Origin of the sequence: Pectinatus haikarae, from assembly GCF_050916305.1 — a bacterium.
Lineage (GTDB): Bacteria > Bacillota > Negativicutes > Selenomonadales > Selenomonadaceae > Pectinatus > Pectinatus haikarae.
The window spans coordinates 1,267,896-1,282,575 of sequence record NZ_CP116940.1; the positions used below are offsets into that span (position 1 = coordinate 1,267,896).

10 protein-coding genes and 3 rRNA genes are annotated in these 14,680 nt (G+C 43.9%); 9 read left to right on the top strand and 4 right to left on the bottom strand.

Features of this window, described 5'->3' with window-relative positions; genetic code table 11:
- Nucleotides 1-21 precede the first annotated feature (21 nt).
- From era to NXG61_RS06225, 8 genes are all read left to right on the top strand, one after another.
- Nucleotides 22-951, top strand: coding sequence for a GTPase Era (era, locus tag NXG61_RS06190; RefSeq protein ID WP_196603364.1), 930 nt, complete (start codon nt 22-24; stop codon nt 949-951).
- A 16-nt stretch (nt 952-967) separates the two neighbouring features.
- On the top strand, nt 968-1,576 hold the full coding sequence (locus tag NXG61_RS06195; RefSeq protein ID WP_307225358.1) for a DUF502 domain-containing protein: 609 nt from the start codon (nt 968-970) through the stop codon (nt 1,574-1,576).
- A complete protein-coding gene (gene recO, locus NXG61_RS06200) occupies nt 1,576-2,310 on the top strand; it encodes a DNA repair protein RecO (protein WP_307225359.1) in 735 nt (244 codons plus the stop codon). Before NXG61_RS06195 ends, recO begins: the two co-directional genes overlap by 1 nt.
- 77 nt (nt 2,311-2,387) lie before the next feature.
- Nucleotides 2,388-2,597 (top strand): hypothetical protein, encoded by a 210-nt coding sequence (locus NXG61_RS06205; protein WP_432748985.1) that lies wholly within the window; start codon nt 2,388-2,390, stop codon nt 2,595-2,597.
- A 194-nt stretch (nt 2,598-2,791) separates the two neighbouring features.
- A 16S ribosomal RNA gene (locus NXG61_RS06210) occupies nt 2,792-4,341 on the top strand.
- Nucleotides 4,342-4,804: 463 nt separating this feature from the next.
- A 23S ribosomal RNA gene (locus tag NXG61_RS06215) occupies nt 4,805-7,728 on the top strand.
- A gap of 293 nt (nt 7,729-8,021) precedes the next feature.
- Nucleotides 8,022-8,138: ribosomal RNA gene (gene rrf / locus NXG61_RS06220) — 5S ribosomal RNA — on the top strand.
- The 16S, 23S and 5S rRNA genes sit together here, the layout of an rRNA operon.
- Before the next feature lie 433 nt (nt 8,139-8,571).
- Complete coding sequence (locus tag NXG61_RS06225) at nt 8,572-10,017, top strand: diguanylate cyclase (RefSeq protein WP_196603368.1); 1,446 nt, start codon at nt 8,572-8,574, stop codon at nt 10,015-10,017.
- Nucleotides 10,018-10,133: 116 nt separating this feature from the next.
- Here the strand turns inward: NXG61_RS06225 and NXG61_RS06230 are convergent, their stop codons facing one another.
- A complete protein-coding gene (locus tag NXG61_RS06230; RefSeq protein WP_196603369.1) occupies nt 10,134-10,694 on the bottom strand; it encodes a flavodoxin family protein in 561 nt (186 codons plus the stop codon).
- A 171-nt stretch (nt 10,695-10,865) separates the two neighbouring features.
- On the opposite strand from NXG61_RS06230, the gene NXG61_RS06235 reads away from it, so the two are divergent.
- Nucleotides 10,866-11,591, top strand: coding sequence for a Crp/Fnr family transcriptional regulator (locus NXG61_RS06235; RefSeq protein ID WP_196603370.1), 726 nt, complete (start codon nt 10,866-10,868; stop codon nt 11,589-11,591).
- Nucleotides 11,592-11,629: 38 nt separating this feature from the next.
- Here the strand turns inward: NXG61_RS06235 and NXG61_RS06240 are convergent, their stop codons facing one another.
- From NXG61_RS06240 to NXG61_RS06250, 3 genes are all read right to left on the bottom strand, one after another.
- Nucleotides 11,630-12,190, bottom strand: coding sequence for a 3'-5' exonuclease (locus NXG61_RS06240; protein ID WP_231038448.1), 561 nt, complete (start codon nt 12,188-12,190; stop codon nt 11,630-11,632).
- A 239-nt stretch (nt 12,191-12,429) separates the two neighbouring features.
- Nucleotides 12,430-13,830: an NADPH-dependent glutamate synthase gene (gene gltA / locus NXG61_RS06245; protein ID WP_196603372.1), complete on the bottom strand. Its 1,401-nt coding sequence runs from the start codon at nt 13,828-13,830 to the stop codon at nt 12,430-12,432.
- A gap of 1 nt (nt 13,831) precedes the next feature.
- Entirely contained in the window at nt 13,832-14,680 is an 849-nt protein-coding gene (locus tag NXG61_RS06250) for a sulfide/dihydroorotate dehydrogenase-like FAD/NAD-binding protein (RefSeq protein WP_196603373.1), read from the bottom strand.

A 14,680-nucleotide genomic window follows, 5' to 3' on the forward strand; every position in this document is an offset into this window, starting at 1 on the left:
TCACTATTACAAGGGAGTACTATGGAAAAAAAATATAAATCTGGTTTCGCGGCTGTGATCGGACGACCTAATGTCGGGAAATCGACACTGATAAACAGCCTTATAGGACAAAAAATAGTTATAATGTCTGATAAACCACAAACGACACGCAATAAAATTCTTTGTGTGCTTACACAGGAAAATATGCAGGTAGTCTTTATTGATACACCGGGGATACATAAACCACTTCACAAACTGGGCGAACATATGGTCAAGGCAGCGCAGGAAACGCTGAAAGAGGTGGACGCCATATTATTTGTAGTTGATGCAAATGAAAAAATCGGCGGCGGTGAACGATATATAATGAAGCAGCTGCAAGCTACCAAAAAACCGGTAATTCTGGTCATCAATAAAATAGATTTGATGGAAAAAAGAAAAATTTTACCGGTGATCGCAGGGTATGAAAGCGAATATAAAAATATAGGTGCAGCTGAAAACAATGGCGAAGCCAGATTTTCCGCTGTGATTCCTATTTCGGCGAAAGAGCAGGATAATCTGCCGGAACTTTTGCATGAAATGGACAGTTATTTGCCGGAAGGACCTCAGTATTTTCCGGAAGACATGGTAACAGATCAGCCGGAACGTCTTATCATAGCGGAGCTTATAAGAGAAAAAGTTTTACTTTCAACACGTGATGAGGTTCCGCATGCCGTGGCAGTGGACGTCGATGAAATCGCTACCCGGAAAAATGGAGATGTATATATACGATCTACTATATATGTTGAACGCGAATCACAGAAAAGAATTGTCATTGGGGCAAAAGGAGCGCTGCTCAAACAGATAGGGGCGGATGCGAGAACTGATATCCAGAAATTACTGGGATCAAAGATATATATTGATCTTTGGGTGAAAGTGAAAAAGGATTGGCGTGATAAGGAAAGGGTATTAAAGGAATTTGGCTTTAAGGACTGACGGAGGCGGCTTTGTCATGAAAAGACTAATGAATAAATTATCAAAATGCTTTATAAACGGTATTATGATAATAATACCTATTTTTATTACATATCTGGTTATTTCTACAGTATGGCTGATGATCGATGGACTTATAGGGCATTATATTCCTATAAAATTTCCGGGAATGGGAATAATCATCGTGCTGATCATTATCACGCTTGTAGGCGGATTGTCTTCAAACTGGATATCAAAACGGTTTATATCATGGGGCGAGGAATTTATAGGTAGAATACCCGTAGTAAAATTTATCTATGGCAGTGTGAAGAGACTGTCCGATACGATTTTTAAGTCGGGTAACATGTTTGAAAATGCAGTATTGGTGCCATATCCTCATCCGGGAGTGCGCTGCCTGGGATTTGTGATGACTCCGGTTTCGGCTGTAATGGCAGATTATCTTGGCGGGGAGGAATACGTGTCTGTATTCATTCCGTGGAGTTTGAATATGACATCGGGGTTCAATGTTTTTGTCCCTAAAAAAGATGTGATATATATAGATATACAAGGTGAAGATGCTTTGCAGTATATTATAACTGCAGGGGCAGTTATGCCGGGAAATACCGAAGGCCTGAACGGTGGTAAGTAATGTCTCTTTATAATATAAGAGCCATTGTTTTAGGTGCGGTAAACTGGGGAGAAGCAGATAAGCTGATAACCTTGTTTTCACGTGACCGGGGAAAAATAAAGGCGGCAGCATACGGCTGCCGCAGACCCAGAAGCAGATTGGCTTCTGCAGCACAACTTTTCAGTATATTGGAATTGCAGCTGTCTGAGGGACCGCGGCTGGATATAATAAAAAATTGCGACCATAACGGTTTTTTGGCAGATTTTTCTCTTGATTACACAGCTTTGGCCTATGCATCTTTTGTTGCAGAAATAGTTGCAGAAATTTTTGAAGAAAATCAACCACAGGAACAAGTTTATGAGAAACTGCTGCAGATAATCCCGGCAATGCTCAAACGCAATCCCAGAGTGGTTGCATTGGCTGCATTTTTTCAAATTCTGGAATACACGGGAAGCCAGCTTCAATATGAATATTGTGCTGTCTGCGGCAGGAAGATCGAAGACGATGCTTTTTTTTCATATGAAGAAGGAGGGGCTGTATGCCAGAAATGCAGAAAAGATGAAAATATGATATACTCTTCAACAGTGAGGAAACTTATTTTGCATTTATTGAATCTTGATTGGCAGGCTCCCTCATCTTTTAATATACAGGCTAAGAATTTGTTATCAGCAGAAAAAATTATGCTGGATTATCTTGAAATTATTTTGGAAAAACGTTTAAAATCTCTGGATTTTATAAAACAAATAACGAAATAGAGCAGTAAAAAAGAGAGAAAACGGGGAAAAAAGGAACCGGCCTCTCTCTTTTTTTATTGAACGAAACAGGAAGAGACTTGCTGCCTGGAAATCATGGAAAAGCCTGTAATATAAGGGAGGACAGGCACAACAGGAAAGAAGAGAAGCAGGGAAAAGGGAGAGGGAAAAAGAGCAAAAAGGAAAAATCTGAAAAAAAGATCAGAAAAAGGATTGACAAAGAATGTGAGATTAGATATAATAATTTCTGCGCTCAAGAGAGCGGCAGGGACTCGGAAACAAATCAATAAGATTTGAAAAAAAGTTCTTGACAAACGAAAACGCCTGTGATAATATATATAAGCTGACTCGTTGAGGCAGGCACCTTGAAAACTAAACAATACATCATAATGTTTTCAAACATACCGGATGTGCGGTTTAAATATAAACCTGAAACAATTTCTTTTAAAACAAAATGAAAGAGCCAAATTGGCTCTCCAATAAATTAATGGAGAGTTTGATCCTGGCTCAGGACGAACGCTGGCGGCGTGCTTAACACATGCAAGTCGAACGGGACTTTTATTTCGGTAAAAGTCTAGTGGCAAACGGGTGAGTAACGCGTAGGCAACCTACCTTCAAGATGGGGACAACATCCCGAAAGGGGTGCTAATACCGAATGTTGTAAGAGTACTGCATGGTACTTTTACCAAAGGCGGCTTTTAGCTGTTACTTGGAGATGGGCCTGCGTCTGATTAGCTAGTTGGTGACGGTAATGGCGCACCAAGGCAACGATCAGTAGCCGGTCTGAGAGGATGGACGGCCACATTGGGACTGAGACACGGCCCAGACTCCTACGGGAGGCAGCAGTGGGGAATCTTCCGCAATGGGCGAAAGCCTGACGGAGCAACGCCGCGTGAACGAGGAAGGTCTTCGGATCGTAAAGTTCTGTTGCAGGGGACGAATGGCATTAGTGCTAATACCACTAATGAATGACGGTACCCTGTTAGAAAGCCACGGCTAACTACGTGCCAGCAGCCGCGGTAATACGTAGGCGGCAAGCGTTGTCCGGAATCATTGGGCGTAAAGGGAGCGCAGGCGGACATTTAAGCGGATCTTAAAAGTGCGGGGCTCAACCCCGTGATGGGGTCCGAACTGAATGTCTTGAGTGCAGGAGAGGAAAGCGGAATTCCCAGTGTAGCGGTGAAATGCGTAGATATTGGGAAGAACACCAGTGGCGAAGGCGGCTTTCTGGACTGTAACTGACGCTGAGGCTCGAAAGCCAGGGTAGCGAACGGGATTAGATACCCCGGTAGTCCTGGCCGTAAACGATGGATACTAGGTGTAGGGGGTATCGACCCCCCCTGTGCCGGAGTTAACGCAATAAGTATCCCGCCTGGGGAGTACGGCCGCAAGGCTGAAACTCAAAGGAATTGACGGGGGCCCGCACAAGCGGTGGAGTATGTGGTTTAATTCGACGCAACGCGAAGAACCTTACCAGGGCTTGACATTGATTGACGCATTCAGAGATGGATGCTTCCTCTTCGGAGGACAAGAAAACAGGTGGTGCATGGCTGTCGTCAGCTCGTGTCGTGAGATGTTGGGTTAAGTCCCGCAACGAGCGCAACCCCTATCATTTGTTGCCAGCACGTAACGGTGGGAACTCAAATGAGACTGCCGCGGACAACGCGGAGGAAGGCGGGGATGACGTCAAGTCATCATGCCCCTTACGTCCTGGGCTACACACGTACTACAATGGGATACACAGAGGGAAGCAAAGGAGCGATCCGGAGCGGAACCCAAAAAATATCCCCCAGTTCGGATTGCAGGCTGCAACTCGCCTGCATGAAGTCGGAATCGCTAGTAATCGCAGGTCAGCATACTGCGGTGAATACGTTCCCGGGCCTTGTACACACCGCCCGTCACACCACGAAAGTCATTCACACCCGAAGCCGGCTAAGGGCCTTATGGAACCGACCGTCTAAGGTGGGGGCGATGATTGGGGTGAAGTCGTAACAAGGTAGCCGTATCGGAAGGTGCGGCTGGATCACCTCCTTTCTAAGGATTTTTTATAAAATCTGTCGAGTACATCCGGAAAACGTGTATGAAAAGTTTAATGTATTGTTTAGTTTTGAGGGTTTCTCCCTCTATAATAAAGTTTATTGTAAGCATTGTGATGATGCTTATGTAAAATTTAGATTGCACATTGAAAACTACACAGAAGAAAGCAAAGAACAATTATCACCAATGCCAAACTTGTGAAAAAACATTTTCTAGAGAATGGCGGGGAATAGTTGGACCAAGCACAATTAGGAAACTAAAAACAAAAGCTAAGACGAAACATATGAACTTAAGCTAAAAGGTGACATTTTAAGAGTAATCTTAGAATGTAACGGCAAAGCTGCAAGAAACATCATAATGCAAGGAAGGGCAAAGCTGAATGAAAAAAGCGTATTAATTACGCTGATGAGTGAAGCAAAGCACTGACGAAGCAAAATGGTATTAACGGCAGGTTTGACGAAGTTAAGCGAATAAGGGCATACGGTGGATGCCTTGGCGCCAGGAGCCGATGAAGGACGCGGTAAGCTGCGAAAAGGTACGGGGAAGAGCAAGCATCTAGTGATCCGTACATATCCGAATGGGGCAACCCGTCAGAAGAAGTTCTGACATCCGAAAGGAAGGTAAACCCGGGGAACTGAAACATCTAAGTACCCGGAGGAAAAGAAATCAAACGAGATACCCAAAGTAGCGGCGAGCGAAATGGGCAGATGCCCAAACCGTAACACTTCGGTGATACGGGGTTGAGGACCGGCAGAAATTAAGGAACGTTTAGCCGAATGACTTGGAAAGGTCAGGCATAGGAGGTAAAACCCCCGTAGGCGAAAAGCGGAACTTAAGGGCCGGGATCCAGAGTATCGCGGGGCACGAGAAACCTTGCGAGAAGCTGGGGGGACCACCCTCCAAGGCAAAACACTAACTGGCGACCGATAGCGCATAGTACCGTGAGGGAAAGGTGAAAAGAACCCCGGAAGGGGAGTGAAATAGAACCTGAAACCGTATGTCTACAAGCAGTCGAAGCTCCGTAAGAGAGCGACGGCGTGCCTATTGAAGAATGAACCGGCGAGTTACATTATATTGCGAGGTTAAGTGGAAGACACGGAGCCGAAGCGAAAGCGAGTCTTAATAGGGCGTTAAGTAATATGGTGTAGACCCGAAACCGCAGTGATCTATGCATGTCCAGGTTGAAGCGCAGGTAAAAATGCGTGGAGGACCGAACCCGTGAGTGTTGAAAAACTTTGGGATGAGGTGTGCATAGGGGTGAAATGCCAATCGAACGCGGAGATAGCTGGTACTCCCCGAAATAGCTTTAGGGCTAGCCTCAAGGGAAGATTACAGACGGTAGAGCACTGATCAGGCAAGGGGGCGTAAAGCCTACCGACCCTAGTCAAACTACGAATGGCTGTAATAAAATACTTGGGAGTCAGACTGCGAGTGATAAGACCCGTAGTCGAAAGGGAAACAGCCCAGATCACCGGCTAAGGTCCCAAATGCTGTGCTAAGTGGAAAAGGATGTAGGACTTCATAAACAACCAGGATGTTGGCTCAGAAGCAGCCACCATTAAAAGAGTGCGTAATAGCTCACTGGTCGAGAGGCTCTGCGCCGAAGATGACCGGGGCTCAAGCACAGAACCGAAGCCGTGGCAGGATATAGAAATATATACTGGGTAGGGGAGCATACTGTATGCGACTGAAGATGTACCGTAAGGAGCATTGGAGCGTACAGCAGAGAGAATGCCGGTATGAGTAACGAAAAGAACAGTGAGAATCTGTTCCACCGAAAGCCTAAGGATTCCTGGGCAACGCTCGTCGTCCCAGGGTAAGTCGGGACCTAAGCCGAGGCACAAAGCATAGGCGATGGACAACAGGCAAAAATTCCTGTACCACTTCGGATCGATTGAACGAAGGAGTGACACAGAAAGCAGTTTGAGCGCGCGAATGGAAGAGCGCGTCGAAGCCGGTAGGCTGCATGGCAGGCAAATCCGCCATGTGAGAAGGCTGAGAAGTGATAGATAGGTGAATCTACGGAGGAACCGAATTCAAACGAGCTACGCTGTCGAGAAAAGCTTCTAGTGAGAGAAGAAGTGCCCGTACCAAAACCGACACAGGTAGGCGCGGAGAGAATCCTAAGGTGCGCGGGACAACCCTCGTTAAGGAACTCGGCAAAATATATCCGTAACTTCGGGAAAAGGATAGCCGCAGACGGTGAAACCCGAACGGGTGGAGCTGAAGGCGGTGGCACAAGAGAGGCCCAAGCGACTGTTTAGCACAAACACAGGTGCCTGCGAAAGAGAAATCTGACGTATAGGTGCTGACACCTGCCCGGTGCCGGAAGGTTAAGAAGAGGAGTCAGGAGCAATCCGAAGCCCCGAATTGAAGCCCCGGTAAACGGCGGCCGTAACTATAACGGTCCTAAGGTAGCGAAATTCCTTGTCGGGTAAGTTCCGACCCGCACGAAAGGTGTAACGACTTGGGCACTGTCTCAACGAGGGACCCGGTGAAATTGAAATACCTGTGAAGATGCAGGTTACCCGCGACTGGACAGAAAGACCCCATGGAGCTTTACTGTAACCTGGCATTGATATTCGGTAAATAACGTACAGGATAGGTGGGAGACTTAGATACATTGGCGCAAGTCAGTGAGGAGTCATTGTTGGGATACCACCCTTTATTTAACGGGCATCTAACTGAAAGAGTAACGATCTTCAAGACAGTACCAGGCGGGCAGTTTGACTGGGGCGGTCGCCTCCGAAAGAGTAACGGAGGCGCCCAAAGGTTCCCTCAGCGCGGCCAGAAATCGCGCAAAGAGTGCAAAGGCAGAAGGGAGCTTGACTGCGAGACCAACAAGTCGAGCAGGTGCGAAAGCAGGGCTTAGTGATCCGGTGGTACCGCGTGGAAGGGCCATCGCTCAACGGATAAAAGCTACCCTGGGGATAACAGGCTAATCTCTCCCAAGAGTCCATATCGACGGGGAGGTTTGGCACCTCGATGTCGGCTCATCACATCCTGGGGCTGAAGCAGGTCCCAAGGGTTGGGCTGTTCGCCCATTAAAGTGGTACGTGAGCTGGGTTCAGAACGTCGTGAGACAGTTCGGTCCATATCCATCGCGGGCGAAAGAAACTTGAAGGGGGCTGCTCCTAGTACGAGAGGACCGGAGTGGACGAACCAATGGTGTACCAATTATCCCGCCAGGGGTACAGTTGGGTAGCTACGTTCGGAAAGGATAAACGCTGAAAGCATCTAAGCGTGAAACCTGCCTTAAGATGAGGTTTCCCAGAGCCGTAAGGCTTGGAAGGCACCTTGAAGATGACGAGGTAGATAGGCCGGGAGTAGAAGTATGGTGACATACGAAGCGGACTGGTACTAATAAGCCGAGAGCTTAACTTAATTTCATCTATAAATGTTTGGTCCTGATTTCTTCTGTGAAGTTTTGAGTGTGCAAGATCACTCATAAAAGTATATAGGTAAAGGGAAAGCAGCAGATTAGTTCCTGGTTTACTTTATATATGAGCACTAAGGTGCAGAAAAGAACGTCTAAGGAAACATGGCGTTCGTAGACTCACTCTGCGTACTTTATTTCTAAGTGCTGAAGCACTAAGAAGGGCAAGGAAACGCGTCGTTCGCGATGCTCACTTTGCGTACTTCATCTCTAGACTGCTAAAGCAGTAAGATCTGAAGCATCTGGTGGCGATACCTGGATGGATCCACCTGTTCCCATTCCGAACACAGTAGTTAAGCATCCACAGGCCGAAGGTACTTGGGGGGCAGCCCCCTGGGAGATTAGGTTGCTGCCGGTTTGAAGGCGTCTATGATTTTAGTTAAACTATTGTCATAGACGTTTTTTTATGTCTTTTTTGTCCTTGATTTTTTGCCGGCAGATTTTTCTGCCGGCTTTTTATTTTTTATATCAATTGTAATTATAATTATCAAAGGAAGATAGGCTTTCATATAGAATATTATATAATAATATATATTTTATAAATATAATACAGTTTTTACAGATCTTATTCAGCAATTGTAGATTTTGCGTGAAAGGTAATTTCTTTCATAGAAAGGAAAATTGATTGGATACTTACAAAGAAAATGATTATTAAATATATTATTGGCAGCTATGCGAAATTGAGGAGCAGAGTCGGTACTGGCAAACAAATAAAAAAGCTCGGAGAGAATATAACATTTATACATAGACTATGCTTTTTATTCAGTGCTTTTTTTATTATGGGATGTATTATGCAGTTTTTGATATTTGATAAAACTTTTTTATCTCATATCAATTCTATGATGCTGGATATAAATAAACAAACTGCTGAAAACATGCGCAGTCAGATAGATAGAAATTTTAGCAGGATATATTCTACACTTAACCGTATTGCTGAGAATGATGATATTAGAGACAGCAAGTATGAATTGGATAAGATTAACAACTTTATTCAGGATGTTGATATTTTGATGGTAGTGAACGAAAATGGTGATATTCTCAATATATCCGGCAATAAGGATGTGCTTTCAGTTTTTAATCTGAAAGACAGAACTTTTTTTAAGCAGGCAATGCAGAAAAAATCACATATTAGTAATGTCCATACCAGTTCAACAGGCCGCAAATTTATACGCATATCCGTGCCAATAATAAGAAATAATCAGGCTGTAGGGGCTGTGGCAGGAATTATCAGGCTGACGGATGATAATCTTGCATCGCCGTTTGAAAATGGTATCTTTGGGAATTATGGTACTGCTATCGTCATGGATTCTCATGGAGCTATTATTTATGGTCCGGATAAAAACCGTATCGGTCAGCAGGCAGAAACTTTTGGTGATATGACTGGTGAAAGTGGTTCATTATTGACCAATAATATGTTTGGTGAGAATTATTTTATTGGTTACAGTAAAATTGCTGATATAGGTGGGCATGTTGTGGTCAAGACACCTGTTTCAGATATAATTAAAAGCAAGAATACTGTCATGTATGAGATGCTGGGCTTTTTTGTTATAGAGACTACTGTATTTATTGCTTTGGCGCTTTATATTATAAGAAGGTATGCTAAATCCACCGAACAATTGCTTAGTGCTTTTGGCAATTTAAAAAAGGGGAGCTATAAAAGATTAAATACATCTGACTATAAAAAGGAGTTTCGTAAAATAGTCGAAGTATATAATGACGCTTTGAAAACAGCCCGGGCTGAATATGATAATTTGACTGAAGCAGCTAATCTCGATCAACTGACTCAGGCGTATAACAGAAGGGCTTTTGACAGAGTTTTAAAGATAGTCGATGATGAAATGCAGTCCGGGATAATAAAAAATGTTGGTTTTTTACTTTTGGATTTGGATCATTTTAAGGGCTTGAATGATAGAGCAGGGCATTTGTCAGGTGATAAAATTTTACAAAAAGCAGTTGCAATAATGAAGGAGTTTGCCGGCGAAAGGAGTGTTTTTCGTTTTGGCGGAGATGAGTTTGCAATATTAAAAAGAGACATAGATAAAAATGATCTGCTGAATATGGCAGAAAATATACGTATAAATGCACAGTCAATGCTCGATGGATGTACGCTGAGCATTGGTGTTGCAAATTATCCCGATGACGCTTCGACTATTTTTACGTTGCTGGATAAGGCAGACAAGGCTCTTTATATAAGTAAAATTGATCGTAATAAAGTTACGGCATTTTGGCATAAATGAGAATGTATCTGGCGGCACGGATTGTCTACCTGTTCCTAAAATACTATTGCGGGAAGAATGAAAACTGATAAAATAAAAAAACGAGCCTTAGGAAAGGGCCCGTTTTCTATTTAACATTACTTACTTTTTTTGCGCAGTATATATTCTTCCCGCAAGGCTAGCTTTCTTTTCATTGCTTCTATAAAAGACATCGCATCATCAAAGTCTTTTTGGTTTGGGTGATAGGAGGCAGTTTCCCATCTTTTTAAATTGTGCTCAGTGGGAGCATGCGGATTATCTGCCGCTATAGAACTTCTTCTGTTCAATAAAGTCGGGTTTATTTTTCCCTGGGCAGAAAAAGTACCCAATATATCACAGCCTTCACCCAAACAGCTTGCGGCTCGTGCAAGTGCTGTGATGCTGTGTTCACTGCCGCACTCTGTGCCATGTGTCTGGAAAAGGATAACCTGACGGTTTTCTATTTTTGCCAGAAATTCTTTGGCAAGCGGATCAGGCCCGCCGCGGGTAAGCCAATAACCAACTGCGATTATATCATATGAAGTCAGAAGATGATCATCAAAGGGGTCTTTCAGGGAATAAATTTGGCGTTCATCTTCATTCAGTGCCTGAAACATAGCTTCCGCTATTTTTTTCGTGTTTCCTGTATTACTTGAATAAGCAATGAGCCATTTTTTCAAAATCGTATCCTCCTCTTTAGAGATAATATTGTTTACTGCAGGAATTATTACAAAAATATACAGCATTTTTTAATAATGCGGCGAGAATGTGTACTGCTATCGAGATTACTATAATATTTTATTATAATATAAAAAAAATAGCTGTTGTAAATATAACAAAAGGTGATTTTTATGAAAAAAGTTTTTTCGCTTAACAATAAGATTTTTGAGAAAATGGATGAAGAATATATCAGGGTATTAAAGCTTTCTGCGTTCTTTATAGGTGCATCGGATAAAGAAATATATGCTATGTTGTCTTGCCTGGGCAGTTATATAGGAAAATTTGAAAAAGGTGAAGCTGTTTTTCATGCCAATGAAAACATTACTAATGTGGGGCTTGTTTTATCCGGCAGCCTTTCCCTTGAGAGAGAAGATTATTGGGGAAATCGCAGTTTGCTGCTGCGTGTGGAAAAAGGAGGCCTTTTTGGTGAAATTTATGCATGTGAGCCTTTGCTTTCGACAAATATCAGTGCGATAGCAGCAGAGGAGGCCGCGGTGCTTTTTATGGATGTACAGAGGATAACTACCATGTGTACGGCAAATTGTGTTTATCATTCTCAGCTCATTCATAATTTATTATCTACCCTGGCAAAAAAAGCCTATATGCTCACATGCAAAATCAATCATATAACAAAACGAACCACACGGGATAAGCTTTTATCCTATTTTTCGGAGCAGGCACTGCTTGCCGGCAGCAGTGAATTTGTAATTCCTTTTAATCGGCAGGAGTTGGCCGATTTTCTTTCTGTAAATCGCAGTGCCATGTGTGCGGAGCTTTCTAGAATGCAGACAGAGGGAATACTTGCATTTTGTAAAAACCGTATCAAGCTTCAACATATTGCAAATCCTCCCCTTTAAAAAAATACTGTCGGCAAATAAAAACCCGGCAGCACTTTTTAACATTTAAACGGATTAGCTTTCATGCCTATTTTATTAAGTAATAAGTAGATATCATCGGCATTGATAGTACGTCCTGCGACAAGTGGAATTTTTGCACAGACTTTCGCATCGTCCAGTGCATCATGATGTGTAAATGATATTTTGAAAAAATCACCGAGCGTATTTAGTTTATGGTTGACAAGCTCAGGCCACACCTTTCGTGAAATCTGGACAGTGCAGCAGGTATCAAATTTTATTTTCGGCAGATGGTACTGCCATATGCAGGAGCGCATAACACCCATATCAAAAGGCGCATTATGAGCGATGACCATTCGGTTTTCCATTATTGAGCGCATTTGTGGATAAATATCAGCAAAGGTGGGGGCGTCTGCCACCATGTCCGGGGTTATACCGTTTATTTCCATATTACCCGGTTCAAAATGCATGGAAGGCGGTTTCAGCAGAGTATTATATGAGGAGACCATTCGACCGTCCTGTATATCTACCAAGGCAACGCTGCAGGCGCTGCTGCGTTCGCTGTTGGCGGTTTCAAAATCTATTGCGATAAAATTCATCATTATCATTCACTCCTGTCATTATAAATGGAGACTTAATTCAGACGGTGTTTTGACGCCGCCTGAATAGTAGTCGAAATTATCCAGGGACTTAGCCGCTCTTTACTCACCGCTTGCAAAAGTGGGAGTATTAGAGCGGGTTAGTCATCGGACAAAATTTAAAGCTTGGTTTATCATAAATACAGACTGCCTGCAAAAATAATTATTTGCGGGCAGTCTGTATTTTACAGCCGGTTATAAATTCAGCCTTTGTCCTTTAAATATTTATCAATAGCCTGCGCTGCTTTCTTTCCTGCACCCATAGCTAAAATGACAGTGGCTGCACCCGTGACAATATCTCCGCCGGCAAATACGCCTTCCTTTGTTGTAGCGCCTGTTTCTTCGTCAGCGATAATGTTGCCGCGTTTGTTTGTCAGCATATCAGGGGTTGTAGACTGAACAAGAGGATTGGGACCCTGTCCGATAGCAACGATAACAGTTTCGACCGGCAGGTCAAATTCAGAACCGGCAACGGGGACAGGCCGGCGTCTGCCCGATGAATCCGGTTCACCGAGTTCCATTTTGATACAGTGAAGTGATTTTACATTGCCGTCATCACTGCCTATTATTTCAACGGGATTGTTCAGTAATCTAAAGTCTATACCTTCATCTTTTGCATGATGCACTTCTTCCAGACGTGCGGGAAGTTCCTTTTCGCTTCGTCTGTAAACGATATATACATGATCGGCGCCAAGGCGCAGTGAAGTGCGTGCTGCATCCATAGCCACGTTGCCGCCGCCTATAACGGCAACTGTACCGCCTACCTTCAAAGGTGTATGGTATTGAGGAAATTTGTATGCTTTCATCAGATTGCAGCGTGTCAAAAATTCGTTGGCGGAATATACACCGTTGAGATTTTCGCCCGGTATGTGCATAAAACTAGGCAAGCCCGCTCCGGTAGCCACAAATACAGCACCGAAGTCTTCTTCCTGCATCAGCTCATCAACAGTATATAATTTCCCTATCACGGTGTTTAAACGTATTTCCACACCCAGCTTCTTTAAATCATCTATTTCTACCTGTACTATTTTTTCCTTTGGCAGACGAAATTCCGGAATACCGTAGGACAAAACACCGCCGGCTTTGTGCAGCGCCTCGAAAATGGTGACTTTGTAGCCTTTTTTTGCTAATTCACCGGCAGCGGACAAACCGGCAGGACCCGATCCGACGATTGCCACTTTCTTAGCGTCTGAGGCACATTGAACAGGAGCCCCTTTTTGTTGTTCATTCAAGTCATAGTCAGCAGCAAATCTTTCCAAACGACCTATACCGACAGGCTCGCCCTTTATTCCCATGACACAATATTTTTCACATTGATTTTCCTGCGGACAAACACGGCCGCAAACGGCAGGCAGCGAATTAGAACCTTTTATTACTTCGATCGCATCTGAAAAATCGCCTGTTTTCATTTTGGCAATAAACCCCGGAATATCTATTTGAACGGGACAGCCTTGGACACAACGCGGTTTTTGGCAGTTAAGGCAGCGGCTGGCTTCCGCTATGGCCGTTTCTTCATCGTAGCCGAGAGCAACTTCCTCAAAATTATGCGCACGAATTGCCGGATCCTGTTCGGGCATTGTATATTTCTTCATTACTAGTGCCATATCAGAGAGCCTCCTTGACTTTTGTCAGATTGCATACATGATCAGATTCTGTCTTTTCCTTATCTTTGTACATACGCTGTCGAGACATAAGTCCTTTAAAATCTACCATATGACCATCAAATTCCGGCCCGTCTACACAGGCAAATTTGATTTCTTCGCCGATTTGCACGCGGCAGCCGCCGCACATGCCGGTTCCGTCTACCATTATAGGGTTGAGGCTTACCACCGTTTTTATTTTGTAGGGACGGGTTGCTTCGACGACGCTGCGCATCATTACCACAGGGCCTATAGCTATCACTTCATCGATCTTCTCACCGCGGTCTATGATCTGCTGCAGCGCGTTGGTAACAAATCCCTTTATACCGTAGGAACCGTCATCGGTTGTCACCATTACTTCGTCACTGACAGCGCGCATTTCTTTTTCTAAAATCAATATGTCTTTATTTTTCGCACCCATGATGGATATTACTTTATTGCCTGCCTGATGCATTCCTCTGGCAATCGGATATACAGGTGCTACACCGATACCGCCGCCGATGCATACCACAGTGCCCATATCTTTTTCAATATGAGTTTTTTTGCCGAGCGGAGCAACCACATCGAGGATAGAATCTCCTTCATTCAGCTGTCCCAATACCTGTGTGCCGGCACCGACCTCCTGAAATACGATTGATATGTATCCTTTATCTCTATCAAAATCGGCGATAGTCAATGGTATGCGTTCGCCTTCTTCATCTGTGCGGATGATCAGAAATTGACCGGGCTGGGTTTTTTTCGCAATGCGCGGTGCTTCAATGTCGTAAAGCCAGACATTTGGTGAAAGCAGTTCTTTTTTTAAAATCTTATACAT